A 23,666-nucleotide genomic window follows, 5' to 3' on the forward strand; every position below is an offset into this window, starting at 1 on the left:
TCACCTTCCTTACATCTCCAGCGGTAACCGCAGCTCCAAATAACCCTTGGCAGGCTGAACCTGCTCCGCCTTCATGATTTTTCCTTGTACTATATTATAAATTTGCCCCTGAAGCAGTTCGGGATTACCTTGCTCTCCCTCACCTTTGAAAGAGATCAGAATGTCCCTTCCCTCCTGTGAAAAGCTAAGCTCAAGCTTCCGCGTGTCTCCATGCTGTGTTATTCCGCTGTACTGGTACGCCCTGACCGTCTGCATAATGACCGAAGTCAGCTCAGCCCCTGCTTCAGGACTCAGCTTGTCCTCCAGCTGGAGCCCTTCCTCCACCTGTATGTCCAGCTCCAGACTGCTTCTGAACGTACGGAAGGATTGCAGGTAGAACACCAGGGAAGGTACTCCCAATTTGGCAATACGGCTGTCGAGCGCAATACGCTCCTTTATTCTTTCCACACATTGTACGGATTTATCAGGCTTGCCCAGCTGGATATATCCGTAAAGCACCTGCAGATCATTCATCCAGTCATGACGATGATGATTCAGTGTCCGGTTTGCCGCCTGCTGCAGAGTGTTCTCCTGTATACGCAGTTCCTCTTCATATTGACGCCGGTTGTAAACAAAGCTGAATGCAAGCACTGCCGCTACCCAGACTCCGAGCAGCAGGCATGTGAAAAGGGAGGTTTGCCAATACACGAGCCCTAAAGGAAACACTGCGGATAACATGACTGCCCAGACCTTACTTTTCCAGGATTTCATTCTTTCTCCCCGTCCCTTGGTTCGCAAAATTGATTCCAATGTAAGCACTGCTTATCTTGCTTCATATTCACCATTTCCCAGTATAACACAGGCTTTCTCTGCAATCACCAGAATCCCGCCACAAAGTGAGGCTTAAGCTTTGATGCTTACTCAGGTACTTTGCGGGGACCCCGAAGCATATGGACTCTTAACTTCAAAAAAAGCCCCCGGCACTGATGCCGGAGGCTTCTCATCTTCATAGGTTCCGTAAGCTTACGCTTCCAGTGCCGCTGCTACCGGAGCGACATCCACCGGATACACGCTCACTTTTTTGCGGTCGCGTCCCCAACGTTCGAACTTCACTACGCCGTCCACAAGCGCGAACAGTGTGTCATCTTTACCGATGCCCACGTTCGTGCCCGGGTGGATTTTGGTTCCGCGTTGGCGAACCAAGATGTTGCCGCCGGTTACTGCTTGACCGTCAGCCCGTTTCACGCCAAGACGCTTAGAGTGGGAATCACGTCCGTTCTTTGTGGAACCAACACCTTTTTTCGATGCGAATAATTGAAGATCCAATTTCAACATGTTGTCAACCTCCTTCTTCAAATGATGACTTCCTGTATCTGAATATATTTCCTGTAGGATTTAGCAATATCCTTGAGCATCAGCACCATGGATTCCAGCAAAAGCTGTACCTTGGCGGAGACTTCGGGATCATTCACGGGAACCAGAGTTCCGCTTAAGAATCCATCCTTCATCGAAGTATCCAGAACCACTCCGGTCAGGCTCTCAATCGCATTCACCGTTCCAACGGTAACCGTCGAAACACCCGCGCAGACGATATCCCTGCCATTCCTTGCGTATTCCGCATGCCCCTTGACGGCAAAACCGACAATGACACCCTGAGCAGAAGCCCGTGTAATCCGCACGTTAATCATTAACGCACCTTCTTACGCTTGAATCTTCTCGATAGTTACTTTGGTGTACGGTTGACGATGGCCTTGTTTCTTGTGGTAGTTCTTCTTAGGTTTGTATTTGTAAACTACAACCTTATGTCCCTTACCATGTTTCTCGACTTTGGCTGTTACAGACGCGCCGCTTACCAGCGGAGTTCCTGCAGTCAAACCACCTTCGTTAGAAACAGCCAAGACACGGTCAAACGTTACGCTTGCGCCGTCTTCAGCTTCCAGCTTCTCAATGAACAAAACATCGCCCTCTTGGACTTTGTATTGTTTACCGCCAGTTTCGATAATTGCATACATTGTACTTGCACCTCCTCATGTCTCAGACTCGCCTAGTCAAGGTGGCAATCCCCGGAGGAATCACGCTTCATCTACCCGATCGGAGCGGTTACAGCATGTGCAGGAATGGAACAACCAAACACATACTTGAAGATATTATCACACATATGGGTCCTAGTCAATATCCCCTCACAAAAATAGAGCTTTGGCTCCGCTCTTCTCTTCCCTACTCCAGCCAAGTCCCAACCTTGCCTGTACCGCCGCAGCACTGGCAGATCACCGGGGCAAACCCGGCGGAATCATGTCTCGCCTTCTTACGGGTCATCTCCAGCAGACCGAGATGGGTCCAGCCGAGAATATGCGTCTTGGTCCGGTCCCGGCTGATAATGCTCTCCAGCTTGTCCGTCACCTGCCTGCGGTGCTCTTCCCGTTCCATATCAATGAAATCAACAATAATAATACCGCCCGTATCCCGGAGCCGGACAAGGCGCCCGATCTCTTCCGCAGCCAGCAGATTGGTCCGTGTTACCGTATCTTCAAGGTTCGTCCCGCCGGTGTACTGCGCTGTGTTAACATCAATCACAGTCAGGGCTTCTGTCTCGTCCCAGATCAGCGTAGCGCCGCCCTCGAGGATGATTTTACGGCTGAAGCTCTTGTGCAGCTGATCCGTCACTCCGTAAGCAGAGAAAATGGGCTCTTGTCCCCTGTAGAATCCCACAGGCTTGTACCCTTCTGGAGCCATATCCGTCAGGAAGGCTTCCGCTTCCTTAACCGCCTTAGCCGAATCAATCATCAGCTCATCACGCTGCGGATTGAAGGCATCCCGGATGAACCGCTGGACGATGCTCAGATCACAGTGCAGCAAAGCCGGTGCCTCCACTTCCTGGGAACGCCGGGTAATCACCTCCCACTGTGCCCGCAGAAAAGCCAGATCTCCCTCCACGGCTTCCACCGGCTCATCCTCGGAGACGGTGCGCATAATGAGTCCTTCCTCACCCTGGCGCAGCCGCTCGCCGATGCCTTTAAGCCGGCTGCGCTCGGATTCCCGGCTTATTTTCTTGGAGACCCCGACATATTCGGCAAAGGGCATGTACACCATCCAGCGTCCGGGCAGCGTATAATGCGTGGTTACCCGCGCGCCCTTGCCGCCCCTCGGTTCTTTTCTCACCTGAACGACAATCTCCTGACCGGGCTGCAGCAGCGTCTCAATCGAAGGCTTGACGGCCGGCTGCTTGTCCAGATGGGGATGCAATACATCATCTACATATAGGAATGCATTCTTTTTCTGTCCGATATCTACAAAGGCCGCCTGCATACCAGGCAGCACATTCATGACCCGGCCTTTATAATAACTCCCGACCAGACCTTGCTGCTGATCGCGTTCAGCTGCATATTCCACCAGCCTCCCGTTCTCCAGAAGTGCCATGCGGGTAATATGCTGTGTACAGTGAACGATCATTTGTTTCATGGCTTCACCTCTGGTTTGAATCGTTTCTCGCTTGTTACTTTCCGAAATACGAAGCAATCAGACGCTGCTCCGGCACAACGGTAACGATATCCCCATCGTTGTTCATCACATAGATATAATGATAATGGTTACGTTTAAATAGACGCAATATCTCATCCAAAGGTTTCGCGAGCGTGGCAACTATTGGGCGGGCAATGTTCTCTGCCACTAGATACCGCTCATAAATCCGCTCACGGTTCATCAAAAAACCGACAAACCTGTACGGCAAATTACGCTGGTCCGTCCAATTAGAATAGAGCAGAAACGCTCCGATCATGAGGAGATTAAGCCGGAGACCGTCCCCGTTCCCAAGCGGAAGCAGGGCAAACCCTATCACAAGCAGGCTGGCCGCAATGCTGACTCTGCCGGTCCACAGCAGTGTGTAATAATACGGAAGCAGCAGACTCAGGGCTGCCTGAAGGATTTTGCCGCCGTCCAGCGGAAGCACCGGGAGCAGATTGAACAGAGCGATCATGGCATTGGCTCCGATAAAATAATCCAGATAGGCGATATTTCCATACTGCACCTGCTTAAGCGCCAGCGCCATCAGAATCATAATTCCGTTCTGCAGCGGACCGGCCAGGGCAATCCCGATCTCACGGACAGCTGTAAGCCGTCCATGATCCTCTATAACCGCAACGCCGCCGAATGGCAGCAGTTGGACCGATCTGACGGTAATGCCGGCCAGCAGCGCCGCACATACATGTCCAAGCTCATGAATGAATACGATCAGGAACAAGGTGAGCAGCTCCAGGAACTGTCCGGTAAACACGGAAACCATGAGAATCAGCACGAAGAGCGGATGCAGAGACAATTCAATGCCGCAGACCCTAATCAAACGATACCACTTCGGCCGGATCAATATAAGTCTTGTCTTTCATAACTGCAAAAAACAGCAACGGGACACGGGCATCCTCCGTCCCCTGAATCCAGCCTATTTCGTCTCCGCTCTGTACCCAGTCATCCACCGCGAGCCGTGTCCCGCTCAAATGACCGTATTCTGCCGTGATCTCCCCGGTATGGCGGACCGTAATACGGATGCCTCCCCGGGCTTCCTTCGACACGGCCAGGACACGGCCCGTATCTACACTTTTCACCGTGACGCTGGCACTTGAATCGTCTGCCGGTATAATTTCGACGCCATTAAGCGAAGTAGCAAAGGGACGTACAATGCTTCCTGCAAGCGGAGCGCTAAGCTCATGAGCGGCTGTCACCTTCTCCGCCGGCACCTGTTCATCTCCAAAGATCGGAATGAAGGACGGGGCTCCATTGAAATGTTCCTCGTACCACACCTGTGCCGCTGCAAAATCCATATCATTGCTAAGGATGTCTGTAACAAAGTACTGTGCCTTCACTGCCCACGGCTCCTGCACGGCAAAAATGCCCCATACAGCGCCGAAGACCAGCAGACTGGCCACCGTCCGCCGCAGCAGACCAGCACGGAAGCCCTGCCCCGGTCCCCTGCCGCCTTCATCTTCCCAGTGGTTACGCTGCTGCTTCCACATCGCCTCGGGGTCAGGCTCAAGGGAAGAGTCAAATTCATTCCTGTCCCCAGCCCCCCGTTCTCTGAATGAGGGAGGACTGCCTGGCAGACGAAACCGCTCTGGTGCTGGTGCTGCTCCGGTTGCCGGCTTCTCCTCCAGCAGATTTTCTATACGTTTCTTGCGGCGGTTCTTGGACTCTTTCGGGTATTTCATATCGATCCCTCCGGCGGGCTTGTTTTACTTCCATTTTATGAGTGGCGGAAGCCGCTTTAGAACAAGCCCTGTCCAAGTTACTGCACAACAAAAATAAGCCCGCCAGCGATTTCTCGTCAGCGGGCTCTTACGGAAGAATGCCATATATAAGTGCGTGGCCGGGATTCAGCCCATTCCAAAAAATTTCTTGAGCTTCTTGAAGGCGCCTGTCTTCTGGTCAAGCTGCATCAGCGGCACCGCGTCGCCCAGAATACGCCGGGCAATATTACGGTAGGCAATCGCAGCCAAGGAGTCCGGGTTCATCACGGTAGGCTCTCCGTTGTTCGCCGCCCGGATGACCTGTTCATCATCGGGTACAATCCCGATCAGATCGATGTTCAGCACCTGCAGAATGTCTTCAATATCAAGCATATCCCCCGACTTGATCAAGCCCTGACGAATCCGGTTGACCACCAGCTTCGGAGATTCCACTGATGACTGCTCCAAGAGACCGATAATCCGGTCTGCATCCCGCACCGCAGCATGCTCCGGAGTGGTGACTACAATTGCTTTGTCGGCACCGGCAATCGCATTGCGGAAGCCGTGCTCAATACCGGCCGGACAATCGATCAGAACATATTCGTACTCTTTCTTGAGCTCCAGAATGATATCCTTAACCTGCTCCGGTGTAACTGCTGTCTTGTCCTTGGTCTGGGCAGCGGGCAGCATGTACAGCTCATCGAAGCGCTTGTCCTTGACCAGCGCCTGATTCAGCCGGCAGCGGCCCTCCGCCACATCGACCAGATCATAGATAATCCGGTTCTCCAGCCCCATGACAACATCCAGATTCCGCAGTCCAATGTCCGTATCCACCAGACATACTTTTTTGCCCTGCAGGGCAAGTGCGGTCCCAATGTTGGCTGTTGTGGTTGTCTTGCCAACTCCGCCTTTACCTGAGGTTACGACAATCGCTTCTCCCATGGAGGCTACACCCCTTTAAACACATTTAAATCCTGACGTAACTTCACTATATTATGAATTTTGTCGATTTGCATAGCACCGCCTGATAAATAGGCAAATTCCATACTGCTCTCCCGGGTTCCCCATTCATCCGGCGGTCTGCTAATAATCTCAGCAATCCGGAGCTGGGTAGGCGCCAGGAGGGAAGCGGCAATAATGGCCTCCTGGTTACCGTTGATTCCGGCGTGTGCCATTCCTTTGAGTGCTCCAAGAATATAGATATCTCCTGAACAGGTAATCGTGCCTCCCGGATTCACATCACCGAGGAACAGCAGATTGCCCTCATGATGCAGCACCTGGCCCGAGCGGAGCATTCCGCTCATCATGAACAAGGCCTCTGGATCCTTCTCTTCAGGATCTTCAACAGCTTCAACCGAACGGATTAACAGATTCCCCTGACTCTTGAGGATCTCCAGTACCGCCTCTTTATCTTCTTCAGTAACAGCACGGTTGCCAAGCTTAATATCCACATGCACAATCGGTCCGGTCAGAATATTTTGATGGCTGTGCTCCAGCTTGTAGCGAAGCTCGCTTAAGAGATCTTCAAAGGGACACTTGTCGTCTAGCAGGAATACCAGGCCATCCTTGATGCCCTTAATCCTTACGTGCTTGGATTTAACTGTCATATGCCTGTCCCCCTATCCTCATTCATTCGTGCCGGGCCGGGCAAACTCCTTCTTTGGGCGATAAGAAAATACCGCTGCCGCTTAGGCAGCTTCCTCATCAAGTGTCTCTTTCTTCAGCAGTTCCAGCTGTCGCCGGAGCGGAATGTAGAGAAGCAGGCCTGCAGCAAAATGAATGAGCATGGTAGGCAGCATATGATGCAAGAGCGCCCAATTATATGGCTCCTGGCTTAAATTAAACACATTATAAATGGCAAAAAGAATACTGTCTTCCAGCAGACTGCCCAGTAACACCACTGTCATCATGAGCGGCAGCGGCGCGCGGGGAATCTGGAATATCAGCCCGATCAGGTACGCAGATAAGCCCATAGCGAAGGAATGAGCACCCAGTATGCGGCCGTAAAAGACCACATCATGCAGCATACCAAACGACAAGCCCAGAATAAGTGCTGTATGCCGGTGATGGTATACCGTTACGAACAGAATGACGATGAAGACGAGATTAGGAATAATCCGCATCTGCCAGCCGTCAGGAATCAGCCAGGGAAGCACTGTGCCTTCCAGAATAAATAAAATGAATAACAAAAGTACCAGGACAGGTCTGCGCATCCTCACTATTCTACACGCTCCTCCGTATAGACAACGAAGAGTTCCTTCCAGTCCTGGAATCCTGCCGCCGGCTTGATAATCGCTGTAGAGGTTAATCCGAACTGTCCGATCTTCACTTCTTCCACCGTACCGATAGTCATACCACGCGGATATCGTCCGCCAATCCCAGAGGAGATAATAACATCGTCCTTGGCAATCGGATCGCCTACGGGGATTTTGTTCATCAGCAGCATTCCGGTCTGCTGGTCATAGCTCTCAATCATTCCAAAGGTCTTGCCCTCCTTGTTAACAGCGGTTGCTGCTATAGGAGGCTGAGAGTTGGGGTCGTTGATATCCATCATCGTCATCAGCTTCACGGTAGAGGTGAAGTTACTAACATTGCTTATAACTCCTACAAGCCCCTCGATAGAAGTTACGGACATATTCAGTCTAATGCCATCTTTCGCACCCAAATCAATAACAAGTGTGTTATTGCCCGGTTCTGTCGTTACACTGACCACATTGGAGATCAGATATTCATATTTATACATGTTCTTTTGAGCTTTAGTGAATTGAAGATCCTTTTCATATTGTTCATTCTTGGCTTTAATGAAATTAAATTGCGCCTTATCCCGGGCGTACTGTGCAGCCAAAATCTTAAGCCGCTGGTTCTCTTCGGCCATTTCGCGGAGATTGCCAATATCTTCGAAGAAGCCCGCTACGTATCCAGCGGGCTTGTAGAACAATTTCTGCACGAATCCGGTCGTATCTCTGAGGAAGTTCTCCGGCCAGGACAGGGTCTTCCTCTGCCCCAGGCTGAAGCCCATCAGAACGATAAACGTAACCAGCGTAATCAGCAATATAAACAGTCGTTTATTGTTAAACAGCTTGAACAATCTCGAGCACCCTCTAATAACCGTATTTCTCCAACCTCAGGGGTTGACGTTCACAGTCCGCATGTTCCTAGCGTTTGGAGCGGAGGCCCGAACTGCTGCGGCTCTTGAACAAGTGGATATTCTCCAGCGCCTTGCCTGTGCCGATCGCAACACAGTCCAGCGGATTCTCGGCCACAATCACCGGCATTCCGGTCTCGCGCGCCAGCAGCTTGTCCAGGTTGCGCAGAAGCGCACCGCCGCCCGTAAGCACAATGCCGCGGTCCATAATATCGGCAGCCAGCTCCGGCGGACATTTCTCCAGTGTAACCTTCACGGCTTCAACAATCGCATTCACAGTATCGGACAGAGCTTCGCAGATTTCATCGGAGGTAATGGTCAGCGTCTTCGGCAGACCGGTTACCAGATCGCGTCCTCGGATCTCCATCGTCTCAGCCTTCTCAAGCGGCAGGGCGGAGCCCACATCCATCTTGAGCTGCTCGGAAGTGCGTTCACCGATCATAAGGTTATACTGGCGCTTGATGTATTGGATGATAGACTCATCCGCATCATCCCCGGCCACACGTACAGAACGGCTGGTAACAATACCGCCGAGTGAGATTACCGCAACCTCGGTAGTCCCGCCGCCGATATCTACAACCATACTGCCGGTTGGTTCCCATACCGGAAGATCTGCACCGATGGCAGCAGCAAATGGCTCCTCGATAATGTAAGCTTCCCGTGCTCCGGCCTGCTTCGTAGCATCCTCAACTGCACGCTGTTCAACGGCTGTAATTCCGGAGGGTACACACACCATGACATTCGGATGGCGCTGGAACATCGAGCGCTGCTTCTGGGCCTGGCGGATGAAATATTTGATCATAGTTGCTGTAGTATCGAAATCAGCGATGACCCCGTCCTTCATTGGACGGATGGCACGGATGTTGCCCGGCGTGCGTCCGATCATTTTTTTGGCAGATTCCCCTACGGCTTCAATCGTCTTGCTATCTGTATTAATGGCTACCACGGACGGCTCTCTGACAACGATCCCCTTACCGCGCACGTAGACAAGCGTATTCGCTGTCCCCAAGTCAATTCCTAAGTCTTTCGTAAAACCACCTAACATCTTGTTTGCTCCTTTTCCATGTGAATCTAGACAATTGTATTACATGTAGCCTTTCTCTTTCAAACTTACGTAGCTGCTGTCTCCGATCACCAGATGATCCAGCACATCAATGCCGACAATTTCGCCTGCCTGCATAAGCCTTGCGGTCAGGGAGATGTCTTCAGGGCTCGGCGTAGGATCACCGCTCGGATGATTATGTGCGCATATAATTGCTGCGCTGCTGCATTTCATGGCTGCCCGGAACACCTCGCGGGGATGCACAATGGAGGCATTAAGGCTACCCATGGACAATGTTTCCTGCGCAATAACATGATTCTTCGTATTCAGGAACAGGCAGATAAAATGCTCCTTCTGCAAGTAACGCAGCTGTTCAGTCAAAATCTCCGCCGCATCCTGGGGACTGCGGATAATGACCGGTTCGGTAAGCCGGGAATTCGCCATGCGTCTTCCCAGCTCTATGCCTGCTTTGAGTTGCACGGCCTTGGCAGGGCCGATGCCGTTGATTGTTGTCAATTCTTCAATGCTCAGATCCGCCAGTCCGCGGAGACCGCCTGCATGGCTCAAGAGCCGCTGGGCGATAAGAAGGGCTGATTCACGGTGCGCACCTGTGCGCAGCAGAATAGCCAGAAGCTCCGCTTGACTTAATGATTCCGCCCCATAATGCATCATGCGCTCTCGTGGTCGTTCTTCATGGGGGAGGTCACGCAGCATAAATGTTTGCGACTCCATCCCTAACCTTCTTTCTTCGGCTACCCTTACCGGTTCAGCACTGAAATGCCAAACCCGGACAACATACCGCTCAGCAGTGACAGCGGCAGACCGACCACGTTAAAATAGCAGCCTTCAATTTCTTCCACCAGGGTGGCGCCCAGTCCTTGTATCGCGTAAGAGCCGGCTTTGTCGGCAGGCTCCCCGGTCGCTATGTAGGCGGAGATTTCCTCTTCGCTCATTGCTCTCATAGTTACAGAGGTTACCCTATGATCTACCAGGGTACGTCCCTCTGCGGAACCGATGCAGGCCACCCCGGTGTATACCTGATGCGTCCGGCCTTGCAGCATCTCCAGCATTCTGGAGCTGTCCTGCTCATCCGCCGGCTTGCCGAGCACCATTCCGTCAAGCACAACAATCGTGTCGCTGCCGATGATAACAGCATCACGGTCTCCGGCAACAGGAATCACAGCTTCTGCCTTACGCAGAGCCAGATTCCGTACAATAGCTTCAGGACTCCATTCGGGCGGTGTACTCTCATCAGCATCGCTGGACAGCACCTCGAAAGGCAGTCCAAGCGAGGCTAACAGCTCACGCCGCCGCGGTGAACCTGAGGCCAGAATAATATGCCGTGAATTGTCATGCTCCACTGTAATTACGTCCCTTCCTGTGCTGCCAGCTAAGGCTACAGCCTGCGGTACAGCCATACGGCTGTAATAATTCCGGCAAGACTGAGCAGGCACAGTTTCAAATGGATTGTGATGTCATAGGTTATGATGTCTAAATCGGCTTGCGGCGACCACTTGAGAACAGTCGAAGCTGTAAGAAAAGACAGAGCTTGTACAGGTTCCAGCAGCTTGGCAATCCAGGCTCCGGCCAGCCAGCCCAGAATAAGAAATAACAGCAGTGTTCCTACATTTTTCTTCTTCATTCAAGTCTTCCCTCGCCATTTTTTGACACCCTATTTATTATACGGTGAAACGGAGTGCAATACAAACTCAAAATCCATCCAGGGAATGTTTACCACGATAGAAGCCTGCGGATCTTATCACACCGCATGAGTACCTCTGGAAATACAGCAATCCCCCGCCGGGCACATGCCTGGTACGGGGGATCATTTATTTAGCCTATAGTCAGCGGTTCGTTACGCCTCTGCTCTCAGCTCATGGCGGACAACAGGCTTTTCTGGCCGGTCAGGAAGCTCATCATGGCTTCCTGCACCTCCCAGAGCAGCCCCTCCGCCTTATTCTTATTGTATTCGTTCAGGGCGGCTATCCCCTGGCTCATGGATTTCTCCAGCCCGTCAGCGATTCTCTGCCCTTCCGGTGTGAGGCCCGGCTCCAGTGCCTTGACTGCCTGGGTCCACTGCATATGGAGATCGCTTACCGCTGCGCCAGCGTCCCCGCTGCTCCCCCCGCCAAGCAGGGAAGCAGACAAGCTGCTCAGCTCGCTTAACAGCTGGCTGCTGAGCGTGAAGTAGCTGTCCACCTCAGCTGCCGTTCCGGTGTAGCGGACCTGGTTCACAGCTGGCAGAGCCACTTCTCTCACGTACAGCTCGATGCCTTGCCCCTTGAGCCCATTGCTAAGCAGCTTGGCCTGCTCACGGTCAGGAGACATTCCGGCGTACACACGGTTGCCGTCTGCCGGATCAAGACCGGCGGCAAGGCCGGCGGTCAAGAGCTCCTGCCGGGCTTGTTCCGCTCCTGCCGCTGTACTGAAGACGCCATATTGCAGCAGATAATAGCTCTGTGGCGCAACCTCAACCGGAATCTGCGCGCTCACCGCTTCTCCCGTCTGCTCAGCAGGCACACCCGTTATGTCTGCTGAGTTACTGCTGGTTGTCGCCTTCTGCCCCTGGGTGATTCCCGCCTTAACCTCCGCATTGCCGGGAGCTTTAGCAGTCTCCCCCGCCCCTCCTGTGATGAACGACAAGGCTGCATATCCGAGCAGAATCCCCGTTCCCAGCGCTCCAGTTATGGACAATGCGAACTTCCACCAGTACGAGGGACGGCGGGTATGATAAGAGCCGCCGTAGCTATCCCGGTGAGCGCCGGATTGCTCATAACTGTCTGTAGCGGATTCACAGTTATCTTCATACAGCGGGTAGTAGTCATCTGCTGAATGCAGACCTTCTTCATCCGCCCCTCCATAGGAGGAATCCTCCTCCGAGTCTTCACTCTGTTCCCATAGATTCCTTGCAGAAGCAGGACGGACAACAGAATACAGCCCCAAATCATAGTTATCCTCAGGAGCTTTCGGTTTCCGGCGGCTGGCGCCCGGAGGCTTCATGTAAGCTGTCTCTAATGGCCGGGGCAACTCCACCTTCTCCAGATCCACAATATATTCATCGGCCTTGGAATAGGAGGATGTCTTAATCCCCCCGCGCTGCACCTTGTCAGTATCCTTGTCCTCCAGAACCACACCGGTTTCGTTCGCCGCCCGGAGCTCTGCCGTCTCTGTCCGCTGCCTGCCCTGGTCACCGTCGAAGCGGAATGTCATTCTTCCGTTATTCAATACCCTCACCTCGCGATCTTCAGTTCTATACTGAAAGATATGAAAGATGCGAGAGAGATATGCTATTTTAATATATTTACACCAGACTAAGCAGCTTCGCCTTAACTCCCTCTGCGGCATAATGCCTGCTGAGCGTCCTGTAGGCCTGATCCGCAATAATAGAACCAAGCTCCGGCATCGTCAGCAGCCTGATCAGATGATCGGCAGTGCCCGCCGTTGTTCCTGCCAGCAGAATATTCCGCCCCGGCTCACACATCAGCTCCTCCGAGCCCTTCAGGCTGCTGACCACCGGCGTGCGGAGGGCCCAGGCCTCCAGAATGCTGCTCTGACTGCCGCAGTCCTCACAGCATGAAGCAACCACAGCTCTGGCCTTGCGGATATAATCGGCTGTCTGCATAGCTTCTCTGATGAGTACAACAGAAGAGTCCTTCTGGGCGGCAGCTGCGACCTCTGCATGCACCTCACTGCTGATAATGCAGCAGCGGATATCCGGCACTGCCGCCCGAATCAGCGGATATACCTTCTTGAAGAACAGCAGCGCTGCATTCTTGCCGTCAGTGGAATACATGTTCCAGTGCAGAACGATGGAGTTATCCTTGGCAGTTTCTCCGGGAGCCGCATAGGGTAGGGCAGTCAGATCAATGTACGGCGGAACTACATGCACCTTGCCTGCGTCGGCAAAGGATAACGCCTTAAAGGACAGGGCCTCTTCTTCTGAAGCGGCCAGCAGGAGGCTGGCCTTGTTCATTAAGCGGCGCTCTTCCCGGCGGATCAGCGCATCGTTCAGCTTGCGGTAGCCTGTGCCGATTCCCCGCTTGCCGGCCGCCCGGCTCTGCACCCGTATGCCACCTGCACGCCGGGCGTCGGTGACGATAACAGCTCCGGGAAGCAGTGAGGCAACCAGGTCCAGTACGTTACCGAGCATGGCATACGAGACAAACACATGACTGTAGGCGTTCTGGCTGCACATCTCGCTAATTACCGCCCGCAGCGACTTGTCATTGCCGAGCATCGAGGCATCCGTGCGTAGCCTGTTCAGCGGAAACAGCAGGCTTCTGCGGGTGGACGCAGGCCGCTTCACCTGATGAACGGTCAGGGCAGGACTGCGTAGAATCTGCGTCTCGCGGCGGTGGTGGCAATACTCCAACAGATCAATATCAAACCGCTCCAGCAGCATATCAAGGAAATTCTCTGTTCTGATGTCTCCCTCCCGGTCTTCCGGCATGTGACTCCGGGCAGAAAGGAACAACATTCTCTCTCTCATGGCTATAGCTCCTTGGTTCTATGTAAATGTGAATGAATGTGTACGAAACAAAAAAGGCCGGATGACATCCAGCCCAGAAATGTGAAACTATCGATGTAGATCTATAGTAACGCAGTCCTCCTGAGAAGGTTGTCGATTTATGGGGAAAAATAATTATTTTACATTCCATATCCCTTCAGACCAGACGAAGCAGCTTATCCTTGACACTTTCCGCCTCATAATTTGCCAGCAGAACCTCGTATGCACGGTCCGCAAGCACTACTCCTCTTTCATGATCCTGAAGCAGAAGTGTCACACTATCGGCAAAGGAAACCGGGTCATCGGCAATCATAATATTCTGCGAATGCTCATAGAACAGCCCTTCTGCCCCTTTGGAACTGGATACGACAGGGGTTCTCAGCGCCCAGGCCTCCAGAATTTTCAGCCTTGTTCCGCTGCCTTCCAGGAGCGGAGCTATGACCACCTGCGCCTTGCGTATATAATCCGCCACACTGTCCACATACCCGGTAATGACGATAGAGGAATCCTTCAAGGCGAGCGCCGCTACCTCCGGATGCACGTCCCGTCCGACAATATACCACTGGATATCCGGTACGCTCGCCTTAACCAGAGGATATACCTCACGGTAGAAGTAGAGGGCTGCGTTAATGTTAGGGAAGTAGTTCATATTACCCGGAAGAATAATCCACTTCTCCTTGGGCAACTGCGTCTTGGTCCGGTAATCCTCCATGCGTATGAAATTGGGAATGACATGGACCTTCTGTGACTGGCTGGGGGCCAGTGCCTTGAAGGCCAGAGCATCCTCTTCCGAAGTGGTCAGCAGCAGATTCGTCTTGTCCATCAGCTTCAGCTCATCCTGGCGCGTCCATACAGCATTAAGGGAATAATAGACCTTGGCGATCCCCTTTTTCCCGCCTGCCAGCTGTGCAGACAATCCGCTCTCGAAATTATGCGCATCGGTAATAATCACAGTACCAGGCAGGCAGCGCTGTACAATGTCGATGCAGCAGCCCAGCAGACTATGCGAAATAAATACATGACCGTAGGAATTCCGGCTGCAGAGCTCTATAATCTTCGCCCTCATGTCCACATCAACATGGCTCATATAAGAACAATTCCGCCAGGTATACAGGGAACGGAGCAGCGCTCTGCGGTAGCTGACTGTACGCTCTACTTCATGCACCGTAAGTGACGGAAGTCCCTCCGGCGTCCCTGTCTTCCGGGGATTGGCATAGGTGATGAGCTCTACCTCATATTTGCCCTGCAGAAGCTTCAGAATATTGCCCGTTCTCAGCTTGCCCCCGCTATCCTGCGGATATGGATTCTCTGCGGAAATGAATAGCAACGGTTCCTTCATGGCCTCTTCTCCTACTCTCCATTGATCAATTGGCCCTGGACTGCCCGGGGCATCTAGGATCTATTACCCAAGTTAAGGTGGTACAGTCATACAAAAAAGCGGCTCCCCGATAATATGGAGAATCGCTGTCATGCGGCATACTATTGATAATCGGCCCTGTCTACTTCGCAAAAGAACCAGCTTCCGGCACCTTGCCCTTGTAGCTGTCACTCCTGACCACGCAGTTCCTTCCCCGCTGCTTCGCCTTATATAGAGCGTTGTCGCTCAGTTTGTACAAGGTGCCGAGCGGCACGCGTTCACCGGAGAGAATCGTAATCAGACCGATGCTGACCGTATAGGACAGCGGCATGCCTTCGACCGTCGCACCAAGCACAGAGCAGCGCAGCCGTTCCGCTATTCTCTCACCGTCTTCCTCATCCGACCGGTGCAGCAGCACCGCGAATTCCTCGCCCCCGAATCTTCCGAAGAGATCCCCGCTGCCGAGCTGACGCTCAATTCTGCGGGCGAAATCCTGCAGCACCCGGTCTCCCGTATCATGGCCATAGGTGTCATTAACCTGCTTGAAGTGGTCCACATCCAGCAGCATGAATGAGAAGGGCACCATCTCCTTGGCGGCAGCAGCAATCAGAGGCTGGGCACGCAGCACGAACGCCCTGCGGTTCAAGACGCCTGTCAGTTCATCATAAGTTGCCACACGCTCCAGCTCCGCATAGGACTGTTCCCGGGAGAGCAGCATGAAGCCCGCAGTTCCGAGGAACATCAGCAGATAGATTCCGGCGTAAAAAAAGCTCTGCAGCCACGCCGCTGCAATCGAGCCTCCCGGCGGAAGATAGAACAGGCCGCTGGCCTTACTGAGCAGAGAGAGGATCGCCACACCGTACAGCATACCCGTAATTTCCTGCAGCGGGGTCTTTCTGACCTTCCAGGATAACAGATAAGCCGGATAGAGCAGCAGAATCGCACCCGTAAGTGCAGATGCTGCGATCAGCCGGGGAACATCCGGATGCAGCAGGTAGGGCAGAAGCAGACCTAACGCAGATATCGCAGCCAGCGTGTAATACCGCTGCTTCATTCGCTGAGAATCGGCTTCCAGCTTCTTCAGCAGGGCCAGAATCTCCGCAGTTCCTGCAGCCACGCTCAAGAGAATAATACTTGGAAGCACGAATGGACAATCATGAACTCCCTCTAATAACAACAGCTGCAGAATAGCGAGCTGCAGAATTTTGGCTGTCAGGAACAATGGGGTTGTCTTTTCTTTCGGATAACTGGGCCGGTATGCCAGAATAAGCAGAACCGTAAATAGATTGCCGAAAAAAAGACAAGCCAGCAAAGTCTTCAAATCCAAGCCGGCTGTCATCATGTCCACCCCTTTGTTTAACGATATGTCTATGTATGCTATGTATTTGAGAGTCCGTTTACCCGGACCTGACCACACGGTCCCGGCCTTCCTGCTTCGCCTGATAAAGCGCCAGATCACATAGCTTGTAGAGTGCGTTCAAGCTGGTCTGCTGATCAGGCAGCACAGAGACTATACCAATACTGACCGTATACCCGCAGGGCAGGCTGTGCACAGAAGATTCTTTGAGCGTCTCCCGCAGCGCTTCTGCCTGATGGCTGCTGCTCAGCGCATCCTGCCCGTACAGCAGAATGGCGAATTCCTCACCGCCTACCCGTCCGAGCAAGTCACCGCCCGCAAGCGTACTCTCGGCAGTAAGGGCGAAATCCTGCAGCACACTGTCGCCGGTGTCATGACCGTAGGTATCATTCACTCTTTTGAAATGATCCAGATCCAGCAGCAGCAGGGAACAATATTCCCTCTTCTTGGCGGCAAGCGCCAGCTTCAGTTCGGCTTCCAGCAGGAAGGCCCGGCGGCCCAGAATCCCGGTCAGGCTGTCATAGGTGGCGATGCGCTTCAGCTTCTGGTAGGAATGCTCATTGGAGAGCAGGATGAAGGCGGCAATGCCTCCAATCAGCATCAGGAACATCCCGAGATAATACAAATACTGCGCCGGATTAGCCGTCAGCGGGCCCATATCCGGTTCCACCGCCAGAGCAACGAACGACCTGAGTAACATCACCGCTGCGATCGCATAAAATACGGCGGCGAGTATCTTCTGGAGCGGAGAGCGCTCCGGGCTCGCTGTCAAGCGGCAGCCAGGGTAGAGCACAAACAGCATGACCCATAACGAGGTCGTTGCGACCCGTATATTCGGATGGTTGAAGAACAGGGTAACGATAACAAAGCTGAGTATGCTCCCTGCCGTGATTGTCAGATAATAGAGCTTCGAACGGCGGTCCAGCATGCCCATCATCATCAGCAACGCAGCGATCTCCAGCCCTCCGCCGGCCAGAATGAGCGCATTGCTCAGAGGTACAGCGATTCTATGGGGAATATAGTCCCACAGCAGAATGGAGCTCCAGAAGATCACCTGAATCCACTTGGAGGCAATGAATAGACTGGAGGCAATGTCTTTGGGAAAGTGGTAGCGGTAAAACGTAATCATCAGCCCGGAAAATAAATTTCCCAGAATGAACAAGTATAACAGCGACTTAATATCAAGCTGAAAGCCCATCAACACACCACCGAACTATGCGGATATACCTGCTCTATCCGAACGATAACATTCACAGCTCATATCGGCAATATCATTATTATCTATCACCTCTAACTTCTTGTTCGCCGGATGCAAAAAAGGGGCGGTCCCATAAGCCATAAATGGCTAATTGGGACCGCCCCTTTTTTAAAAAGTTTAACGGTTCCTGAAATCTTAGCGGTTCTTCAGGCTGTCTGCCAGCGCATAACCGACCTTCCAGATATCGCCCGCACCCATGGTGATGACCAGGTCACCGGGAGCAATGCGGTTCTGCAGATCGGCCAGCACAGCTTCCTTCGTCGGCAGATGCCGCGCACCGGCGTTGCTGTTCTGCACAATCAGCTCTACCAGCTTGGCGGAGGTGACACCCTCTATCTGCTTCTCACCCGCAGGGGAATAGATATCGGTAATAATCACTTCGTCTGCTTCGCTGAACGCGCGGCTGAACGCATCCAGCAGGAAGAAGGTACGCGTGTAGCGCTGCGGCTGGAACACGGCGATAATGCGTTTGCCGGTTGCCTTGGCGGCGCTGATCGTAGCCTGAATCTCTGTTGGATGATGCGCGTAATCATCAATGACGAGAATCTCGTCAACCTCGCCCAGCACCTGGAAGCGCCGTTTGGCGCCGTGGAACTTCACAATCGCAGCCGCAATGGCCTCAAAGGCAATGCCCGATTTCAGACAGGAAATCACTGCAGCCATGGAGTTATACAGATTGTATTTTCCCGGAATAGAGAGCTCAATACGGCCTAGCACCTCGGTTCCATGGTTCATGGTATAAGATACCTGGCGGTCGCCGAGGACAATATCTGTTGCAATATAATCGGCCGTCTCTGATTCAATCCCGTAGCTGATTACTTTACCTTTTACCTTAGGCAGCAGGGATTTCAGGTTCTCATCATCTGCACATACGATAGCTGTTCCATCCTCGCGAAGCTGATTCATGAACTGAACATAAGCATCCTTCAGCTTACCGAAGTCGCCGCCGTAGTTCTCCAGATGGTCCGCTTCAATGTTCGTAACGATTCCCAGCCAAGGATGGTATTGCAGGAACGAGCCGTCGCTCTCATCGGCCTCTGCCACGACGAATTCCCCTTGTCCCGCTTTGGCATTCGTGCCGACATTCATAATCTCCCCGCCGATAATGTAGGTAGGGTCCACGCCGCAGTCTTCCATAACCAGAGCAATCATGGATGAGGTGGTAGTCTTACCGTGCGCTCCGGCCACCGCTACGCCCTTGCGTTCATTCAGCAGCCGGGCCAGCATCTGCGAGCGGTGAAGAACCGGAATCTTCAGGCGCTCTGCCTCCACCCATTCCACATTATCCGCGGCAAGCGCCGTGGAATAGACGACCAGATCCGCACCTTTCACCTGCTCCGCCGTATGCCCGATGAAGACCTTGGCACCTTTGGCTATCAATTTCTCCGTTAACTCCTGGGCAGCTACGTCAGAGCCTGTAACTGTATATCCCATCTCCAGCATCACCCGGGCAATCGCGCTCATACCATAGCCGCCGATCCCTATAAAATGCACACGTTCAGTAGTATCCAACAGTTCGTCACCAGCCTTTTTCAGAATCGGGTTGCCGTAAAAGCGTACTGCGCACATCAGAAATCAAATACAGCGTTCCGGACACAACTGCGAGGTCATCGTCCGCTGTGATCGTCTGCAGCTTCTGCAGCGCTTGGCCCCAATTACGTTCTACTATGATTTCCAAGTTTTCCTTGGCATATTTACTCCGCAGACTTTCTGCGATCGCCTGCAGATCTTCCGCGTCCATTTTCTTACGGAAATCCGGTTCGGTCAGGATGAGCGTATCCACTATAGGCAGTATATGCTTGAGATACGACTCGTGATGCTTATTTGCCAGCATCCCCATCAGCAAATTTAATTTACCGTAAGGCTGGAACTGCGGAAGGCTCTTCGCAAGGCTCTCAGCCCCTTCCGGGTTATGCGCGCCGTCCAGAATAATTCTGGGCGCAGTGCTCACTTCCTCCAGTCTTCCGGCCCAGAATGTGCCGCGAAAGCCCTCCAGCACATCCTCGTCCTCCAGCATGAAGGCCATATACTGCCGCAGCACCTCAAGCGCCATCATTGCTCCGGCTGCATTCTGCAGCTGGTGTTCGCCTTTCATGGCAATATCCAGCTCAAGCCCGCGGAACGGCCCGTTGAAGGTGAAGTGCTGGTAGCCGTCTCTCTGCTCTACCTTACTATAGCTGAAATCTTCTCCGGCTAAATAGAGTGTCGAACGGGTAGCCGCCGCCTTGGCTTTCAATACAGCTACAGCTTCGGGTTGGCTTACACAGCTGACTACAGGAACGCCCGGCTTAATAATCCCGGCCTTCTCGCCGGCAATCAGTTCCAGCGTATCTCCCAGCACATCGGTATGGTCATGTCCAACATTCGTAATGACCGACACCACCGGAGTAACGATATTCGTTACATCCAGCCTTCCCCCAAGCCCCGTCTCCCATACGACTACATCGGGATAACAAACTTCGCCGTAATAGAGAATCGCGAGCGCCGTCGCCACCTCGAACATGGTCGGTGAGCCCAGCTCAGTGCCCGCAATCTCCTCCACCAGCGGACGCAGCTGATTGGCAAGCGCAAGCAGCGTCTCTTCAGGAATATCCGTCCCGTTGTACTGGAACCGGTTCGTGAACTTCGTGATATAAGGAGAGGTAAAGGTCCCCACCGAATATCCGCTCTGAATAAGGGCCGAGGTTAAAAAGGCGCAGGTTGAGCCCTTGCCGTTCGTCCCCGCCACATGAATGAACTTAAGCTTCCGGTGCGGATGTCCCAGCTTCTCCATTAGAAGCTCTATCCGCTCCAGACCCGGCCGGATTCCAAAAGGAATCAGGCTGTTGATCCAGTCTACGGCTTCTGTATAAGAACTTAAGGGAGCGGCAGCGCCGCTCCGGGTGATCTCTTCCATGTCAGTTATCCTCTCAGCTCTGCAATACGGGCCAGCACTTTCTCGCGTCTGTCGGAATAATCCGCCTGCTTCGCCCGTTCCTCTTCGATGACTTTCGCCGGAGCTTTGGCTACAAAGCCCTGATTACTGAGCTTCTTCTCCACACGCTCCACTTCGCTGTTCAGGGTCTGGACTTCTTTCTCCAGACGGATAATCTCCTGATCGATATCGATCAGACCGGACAGCGGGAGAAGCAGCTCCGCTCCGGTAACCACGGCGGACATCATTTTATCCGGCGTCTGCGGCGCAAGGCCTGCTTCGAACGAAGAGGTGTTGCAGAAGCGCCCGATGTAATTGTCGTTACGGGAAATAATGTCCAGGGTGTCCTGGCTGCCGGCCTTGATAATCAGCTCGACCTTCTTGCTCATTGGCGCATTCACTTCCGCACGGATACCGCGAACAGCCCGGATGATATCCATCAGCAGGTTCATCTCTGATACCGCCTGCGGATTCTCAAGCGCCGCATCGTACTTCGGCCATTCAGCCAGCGTAATCGATTCTCCTTCATGCGGCAGATGCTGCCAGATCTCCTCGGTAATGAACGGCATGAACGGGTGAATCAGGCGCAGTGTGCGGTCCAGCACGTAAGCCAGAACAGACTGGGTCTTGGCCTTGGCGGCTGCGTCCGCTCCGTACAGCGAAAGCTTGGCGAATTCGATATACCAGTCGCACAGATCATCCCAGATGAAGTTGTAGAGCAGGCGTCCGGTCTCGCCGAACTCGTACGAGTCAATTAGACGCGTAATATCACGGGAAGTTTCGTTCAGGCGGTGCAAAATCCAGCGGTCTGCTGTGCCAAGCTCACCTGTAATGTCAATATCTTCAAAGGCTACGCCTTCCAGATTCATCAGCGCGAACCGGGAGGCATTCCAGATCTTGTTGGCAAAATTGCGCGCCTGCTCTACCTTTTCCATACGGAACCGCAGATCCTGGCCCGCTGTACTGCCGGTAGTAATCATATAACGCATGGCGTCAGCGCCGTACTGCTCGATAACATCCAGCGGATCGATGCCGTTGCCCAGAGACTTGGACATCTTGCGTCCTTCGGCATCGCGTACGAGTCCGTGCATCAGTACATCGGAGAACGGCTTCTGGCCTGTGAATTCCATGGCTGAGAAAATCATCCGCGCTACCCAGAAGTAAATGATATCGTACCCGGTAACCAGTACGTTGTTCGGATAGTAACGCTGATAGTCACTGCTCTCCCCGTCAGGCCAGCCTAATGTAGCGAACGGCCAGAGGTTGGAGCTGAACCAGGTATCCAGAACATCCTCATCCTGCTTCAGGTCGGACAGCCCGCTGATGCGGCGTGCTTCTTCTTCGTCGTGCGCAACAACAAGCTCCCCGGTAGATTCGGAGTACCAGGCCGGAATCCGGTGACCCCACCACAATTGGCGGGAGATACACCAGTCGCGGACATTCTCGATCCAGTTCAGGTACGTCTTCTCGAAGCGGTCCGGCACGAAGTGGACCCCGTCACCGTCCTTCTGTGCAGCGATGGCCGCTTCTGCCAGCGGCTGCATTTTGACGAACCACTGGGTGGACAGATAAGGCTCTACAACAGCCCCCGAACGCTCACTGTGCCCAACCTGGTGTACATGATCCTCAATGGAGATCAGCACGCCTTGCTCCTTCAGGTCGGCTACGATGGCCTTACGGCAGTCGCTGCGGTCCATTCCCTGGTAAGCGCCTGCTTCCTCATTCATCACTCCGCCTTCGTCCATTACATTGATCTGCGGAAGGTTATGGCGGACTCCCATCTCGAAGTCATTCGGATCATGCGCCGGTGTAATCTTAACCGCACCGCTGCCGAACTCCTTATCTACGTATTCATCAGCAATAACCGGAATCTCTCTGCCTATAATCGGCAGGACCAGTGTTCTGCCAATCAGATGCTTGTAACGGTCATCCTCCGGGTGTACCGCTACCGCTGTATCGCCCAGCATCGTCTCGGGCCGCGTGGTAGCCACCGTAATATGGCCGCTGCCATCCTTAAGCGGATAACGCAGATGGTACAGATGCCCGTTCACTTCCTTGTATTCAACCTCGATATCCGACAGGGCTGTACGGGCAGCCGGGTCCCAGTTAATAATCCGCTTGCCGCGATAGATCAGGCCCTTCTGGTACAGCTCCACAAATACCTTGCTTACCGCCTTCTTCATTCCATCATCAAAGGTAAAGCGTTCGCGGGAGTAATCGAGGGACAGGCCCACCTTGGCCCACTGGTCATGAATGGTCTTGGCATACTGGTCTTTCCAGTCCCATACCTGCTCCAGGAACTTCTCGCGCCCCAGATCATGGCGGGAGATCCCCTGCTGGCGCAGCTTCTGCTCTACCTTGGTCTGTGTAGCAATCCCTGCATGGTCCGTACCGGGCAGCCACAGGGTATCATATCCCTGCATCCGCTTGGTGCGGATCAGCACATCCTGAAGCGTAAAATCCAGCGCGTGTCCGATATGCAGCATTCCGGTTACATTCGGCGGCGGAATCACGATGCTGTACGGCTCCGCATCCGGCCGCTTGCCGGCTTCGAAGAAGCCCTTCTCCATCCAGTACGCATACCATTTCTTCTCTGCCGCTCCCGGATCATATGTAGTCGGCATATCGCTCTGCTTGTGATTAGCTGAAGCGGTAGCTTCTGCCGCTTCCTGCCCGTTCGGCAGCTCTGCTGCTGCATTGTTGTTATCAGCCATTGTGAACCCTCCACTGTTAAATGTATTGAGTAGCTAGCGGTTTCTGAGAATACAAAAAGGCCCTTCGTCTCAAAGGACGAAAGGCCATTCTTTCGCGGTACCACCTTTGTTTCGCGCCAATAAAAAATAAACCACTGCCTTAAGTTCCCTAACAGGTTCCTAAAGCTCAGCGCGACACTC

23 protein-coding genes and 1 other annotated feature (1 of these 24 running past the window's edge) are annotated in these 23,666 nt (G+C 53.3%); all 23 genes read right to left on the minus strand.

Annotation, left to right across the window (positions count from 1 at the left end; genetic code table 11):
• Nucleotides 1-9: 9 nt before the first annotated feature.
• Nucleotides 10-750, minus strand: a complete 741-nt coding sequence (locus tag NSS83_RS12070) for a Spo0B domain-containing protein (RefSeq protein WP_341184294.1) — start codon at nucleotides 748-750, stop codon at nucleotides 10-12.
• 252 nt (nucleotides 751-1,002) lie between these two features.
• A complete protein-coding gene (rpmA, locus tag NSS83_RS12075; protein ID WP_020429282.1) occupies nucleotides 1,003-1,314 on the minus strand; it encodes a 50S ribosomal protein L27 in 312 nt (103 codons plus the stop codon).
• 17 nt (nucleotides 1,315-1,331) lie between these two features.
• Nucleotides 1,332-1,667: a ribosomal-processing cysteine protease Prp gene (locus NSS83_RS12080; protein WP_036698984.1), complete on the minus strand. Its 336-nt coding sequence runs from the start codon at nucleotides 1,665-1,667 to the stop codon at nucleotides 1,332-1,334.
• Nucleotides 1,668-1,679: 12 nt separating this feature from the next.
• Nucleotides 1,680-1,991, minus strand: a complete 312-nt coding sequence (gene rplU, locus NSS83_RS12085) for a 50S ribosomal protein L21 (protein ID WP_036698983.1) — start codon at nucleotides 1,989-1,991, stop codon at nucleotides 1,680-1,682.
• A gap of 205 nt (nucleotides 1,992-2,196) precedes the next feature.
• Complete coding sequence (locus tag NSS83_RS12090) at nucleotides 2,197-3,438, minus strand: Rne/Rng family ribonuclease (RefSeq protein ID WP_341184293.1); 1,242 nt, start codon at nucleotides 3,436-3,438, stop codon at nucleotides 2,197-2,199.
• Nucleotides 3,439-3,472: 34 nt separating this feature from the next.
• Nucleotides 3,473-4,315, minus strand: a complete 843-nt coding sequence (locus tag NSS83_RS12095) for a M50 family metallopeptidase (protein WP_341184292.1) — start codon at nucleotides 4,313-4,315, stop codon at nucleotides 3,473-3,475.
• Nucleotides 4,308-5,174, minus strand: coding sequence for a M23 family metallopeptidase (locus tag NSS83_RS12100; RefSeq protein ID WP_341348303.1), 867 nt, complete (start codon nucleotides 5,172-5,174; stop codon nucleotides 4,308-4,310). The genes NSS83_RS12095 and NSS83_RS12100 overlap by 8 nt, the downstream gene beginning before the upstream one ends.
• Before the next feature lie 165 nt (nucleotides 5,175-5,339).
• A complete protein-coding gene (gene minD / locus NSS83_RS12105; protein WP_076079452.1) occupies nucleotides 5,340-6,134 on the minus strand; it encodes a septum site-determining protein MinD in 795 nt (264 codons plus the stop codon).
• A 5-nt stretch (nucleotides 6,135-6,139) separates the two neighbouring features.
• Complete coding sequence (minC, locus tag NSS83_RS12110) at nucleotides 6,140-6,799, minus strand: septum site-determining protein MinC (RefSeq protein ID WP_341184290.1); 660 nt, start codon at nucleotides 6,797-6,799, stop codon at nucleotides 6,140-6,142.
• A gap of 81 nt (nucleotides 6,800-6,880) precedes the next feature.
• A complete protein-coding gene (gene mreD / locus NSS83_RS12115) occupies nucleotides 6,881-7,411 on the minus strand; it encodes a rod shape-determining protein MreD (protein WP_340752103.1) in 531 nt (176 codons plus the stop codon).
• Nucleotides 7,411-8,280 (minus strand): rod shape-determining protein MreC, encoded by an 870-nt coding sequence (gene mreC, locus NSS83_RS12120; protein WP_341184289.1) that lies wholly within the window; start codon nucleotides 8,278-8,280, stop codon nucleotides 7,411-7,413. The genes mreD and mreC overlap by 1 nt, the downstream gene beginning before the upstream one ends.
• A 67-nt stretch (nucleotides 8,281-8,347) precedes the next feature.
• Nucleotides 8,348-9,382, minus strand: coding sequence for a rod shape-determining protein (locus NSS83_RS12125; RefSeq protein WP_036698969.1), 1,035 nt, complete (start codon nucleotides 9,380-9,382; stop codon nucleotides 8,348-8,350).
• Nucleotides 9,383-9,421: 39 nt separating this feature from the next.
• A complete protein-coding gene (gene radC, locus NSS83_RS12130) occupies nucleotides 9,422-10,111 on the minus strand; it encodes a DNA repair protein RadC (RefSeq protein WP_341184288.1) in 690 nt (229 codons plus the stop codon).
• Between the two features lie 26 nt (nucleotides 10,112-10,137).
• Nucleotides 10,138-10,740, minus strand: coding sequence for a Maf family protein (locus NSS83_RS12135; protein WP_341348304.1), 603 nt, complete (start codon nucleotides 10,738-10,740; stop codon nucleotides 10,138-10,140).
• 35 nt (nucleotides 10,741-10,775) lie between these two features.
• Nucleotides 10,776-11,021: a DUF4321 domain-containing protein gene (locus NSS83_RS12140; protein WP_036698966.1), complete on the minus strand. Its 246-nt coding sequence runs from the start codon at nucleotides 11,019-11,021 to the stop codon at nucleotides 10,776-10,778.
• A gap of 227 nt (nucleotides 11,022-11,248) precedes the next feature.
• Nucleotides 11,249-12,604: an SPOR domain-containing protein gene (locus NSS83_RS12145; RefSeq protein ID WP_341348305.1), complete on the minus strand. Its 1,356-nt coding sequence runs from the start codon at nucleotides 12,602-12,604 to the stop codon at nucleotides 11,249-11,251.
• A gap of 76 nt (nucleotides 12,605-12,680) precedes the next feature.
• Nucleotides 12,681-13,868, minus strand: a complete 1,188-nt coding sequence (locus NSS83_RS12150; protein ID WP_341348306.1) for a glycosyltransferase — start codon at nucleotides 13,866-13,868, stop codon at nucleotides 12,681-12,683.
• A gap of 175 nt (nucleotides 13,869-14,043) precedes the next feature.
• Complete coding sequence (locus tag NSS83_RS12155; RefSeq protein ID WP_341348307.1) at nucleotides 14,044-15,225, minus strand: glycosyltransferase family 4 protein; 1,182 nt, start codon at nucleotides 15,223-15,225, stop codon at nucleotides 14,044-14,046.
• Nucleotides 15,226-15,385: 160 nt separating this feature from the next.
• Nucleotides 15,386-16,585, minus strand: coding sequence for a GGDEF domain-containing protein (locus NSS83_RS12160; protein WP_341348308.1), 1,200 nt, complete (start codon nucleotides 16,583-16,585; stop codon nucleotides 15,386-15,388).
• A 55-nt stretch (nucleotides 16,586-16,640) separates the two neighbouring features.
• Entirely contained in the window at nucleotides 16,641-17,798 is a 1,158-nt protein-coding gene (locus NSS83_RS12165) for a GGDEF domain-containing protein (RefSeq protein ID WP_341348309.1), read from the minus strand.
• A gap of 195 nt (nucleotides 17,799-17,993) precedes the next feature.
• Nucleotides 17,994-19,370, minus strand: coding sequence for a UDP-N-acetylmuramate--L-alanine ligase (murC, locus tag NSS83_RS12170; RefSeq protein ID WP_341348310.1), 1,377 nt, complete (start codon nucleotides 19,368-19,370; stop codon nucleotides 17,994-17,996).
• 7 nt (nucleotides 19,371-19,377) lie between these two features.
• Complete coding sequence (locus NSS83_RS12175) at nucleotides 19,378-20,754, minus strand: folylpolyglutamate synthase/dihydrofolate synthase family protein (protein WP_341184280.1); 1,377 nt, start codon at nucleotides 20,752-20,754, stop codon at nucleotides 19,378-19,380.
• A 5-nt stretch (nucleotides 20,755-20,759) separates the two neighbouring features.
• The gene (locus NSS83_RS12180; protein WP_341348724.1) at nucleotides 20,760-23,396 is read right to left on the minus strand and encodes a valine--tRNA ligase; all 2,637 of its coding nucleotides are present in this window, start codon (nucleotides 23,394-23,396) and stop codon (nucleotides 20,760-20,762) included.
• 159 nt (nucleotides 23,397-23,555) lie between these two features.
• Nucleotides 23,556-23,666 (minus strand) — a binding site (T-box leader); it runs 174 nt beyond the window's last position.

Source organism: Paenibacillus sp. FSL H3-0469, assembly GCF_038051945.1.
Taxonomy (GTDB): Bacteria; Bacillota; Bacilli; order Paenibacillales; family Paenibacillaceae; genus Paenibacillus_AQ.

Bases quoted from the DNA above. Each gene is read 5' to 3' on its own strand.
- NSS83_RS12070 (WP_341184294.1), bottom strand. From the start codon at position 750: ATGAAATCCTGGAAAAGTAAGGTCTGGGCAGTCATGTTATCCGCAGTG.
- rpmA (WP_020429282.1), bottom strand. From the start codon at position 1,314: ATGTTGAAATTGGATCTTCAATTATTCGCATCGAAAAAAGGTGTTGGT.
- NSS83_RS12080 (WP_036698984.1), bottom strand. From the start codon at position 1,667: ATGATTAACGTGCGGATTACACGGGCTTCTGCTCAGGGTGTCATTGTC.
- rplU (WP_036698983.1), bottom strand. From the start codon at position 1,991: ATGTATGCAATTATCGAAACTGGCGGTAAACAATACAAAGTCCAAGAG.
- NSS83_RS12090 (WP_341184293.1), bottom strand. From the start codon at position 3,438: ATGAAACAAATGATCGTTCACTGTACACAGCATATTACCCGCATGGCA.
- NSS83_RS12100 (WP_341348303.1), bottom strand. From the start codon at position 5,174: ATGAAATACCCGAAAGAGTCCAAGAACCGCCGCAAGAAACGTATAGAA.
- minD (WP_076079452.1), bottom strand. From the start codon at position 6,134: ATGGGAGAAGCGATTGTCGTAACCTCAGGTAAAGGCGGAGTTGGCAAG.
- minC (WP_341184290.1), bottom strand. From the start codon at position 6,799: ATGACAGTTAAATCCAAGCACGTAAGGATTAAGGGCATCAAGGATGGC.
- NSS83_RS12125 (WP_036698969.1), bottom strand. From the start codon at position 9,382: ATGTTAGGTGGTTTTACGAAAGACTTAGGAATTGACTTGGGGACAGCG.
- radC (WP_341184288.1), bottom strand. From the start codon at position 10,111: ATGGAGTCGCAAACATTTATGCTGCGTGACCTCCCCCATGAAGAACGA.
- NSS83_RS12140 (WP_036698966.1), bottom strand. From the start codon at position 11,021: ATGAAGAAGAAAAATGTAGGAACACTGCTGTTATTTCTTATTCTGGGC.
- NSS83_RS12150 (WP_341348306.1), bottom strand. From the start codon at position 13,868: ATGAGAGAGAGAATGTTGTTCCTTTCTGCCCGGAGTCACATGCCGGAA.
- NSS83_RS12155 (WP_341348307.1), bottom strand. From the start codon at position 15,225: ATGAAGGAACCGTTGCTATTCATTTCCGCAGAGAATCCATATCCGCAG.
- NSS83_RS12160 (WP_341348308.1), bottom strand. From the start codon at position 16,585: ATGATGACAGCCGGCTTGGATTTGAAGACTTTGCTGGCTTGTCTTTTT.
- NSS83_RS12165 (WP_341348309.1), bottom strand. From the start codon at position 17,798: ATGGGCTTTCAGCTTGATATTAAGTCGCTGTTATACTTGTTCATTCTG.
- NSS83_RS12175 (WP_341184280.1), bottom strand. From the start codon at position 20,754: ATGGAAGAGATCACCCGGAGCGGCGCTGCCGCTCCCTTAAGTTCTTAT.
- NSS83_RS12180 (WP_341348724.1), bottom strand. From the start codon at position 23,396: ATGCCGACTACATATGATCCGGGAGCGGCAGAGAAGAAATGGTATGCG.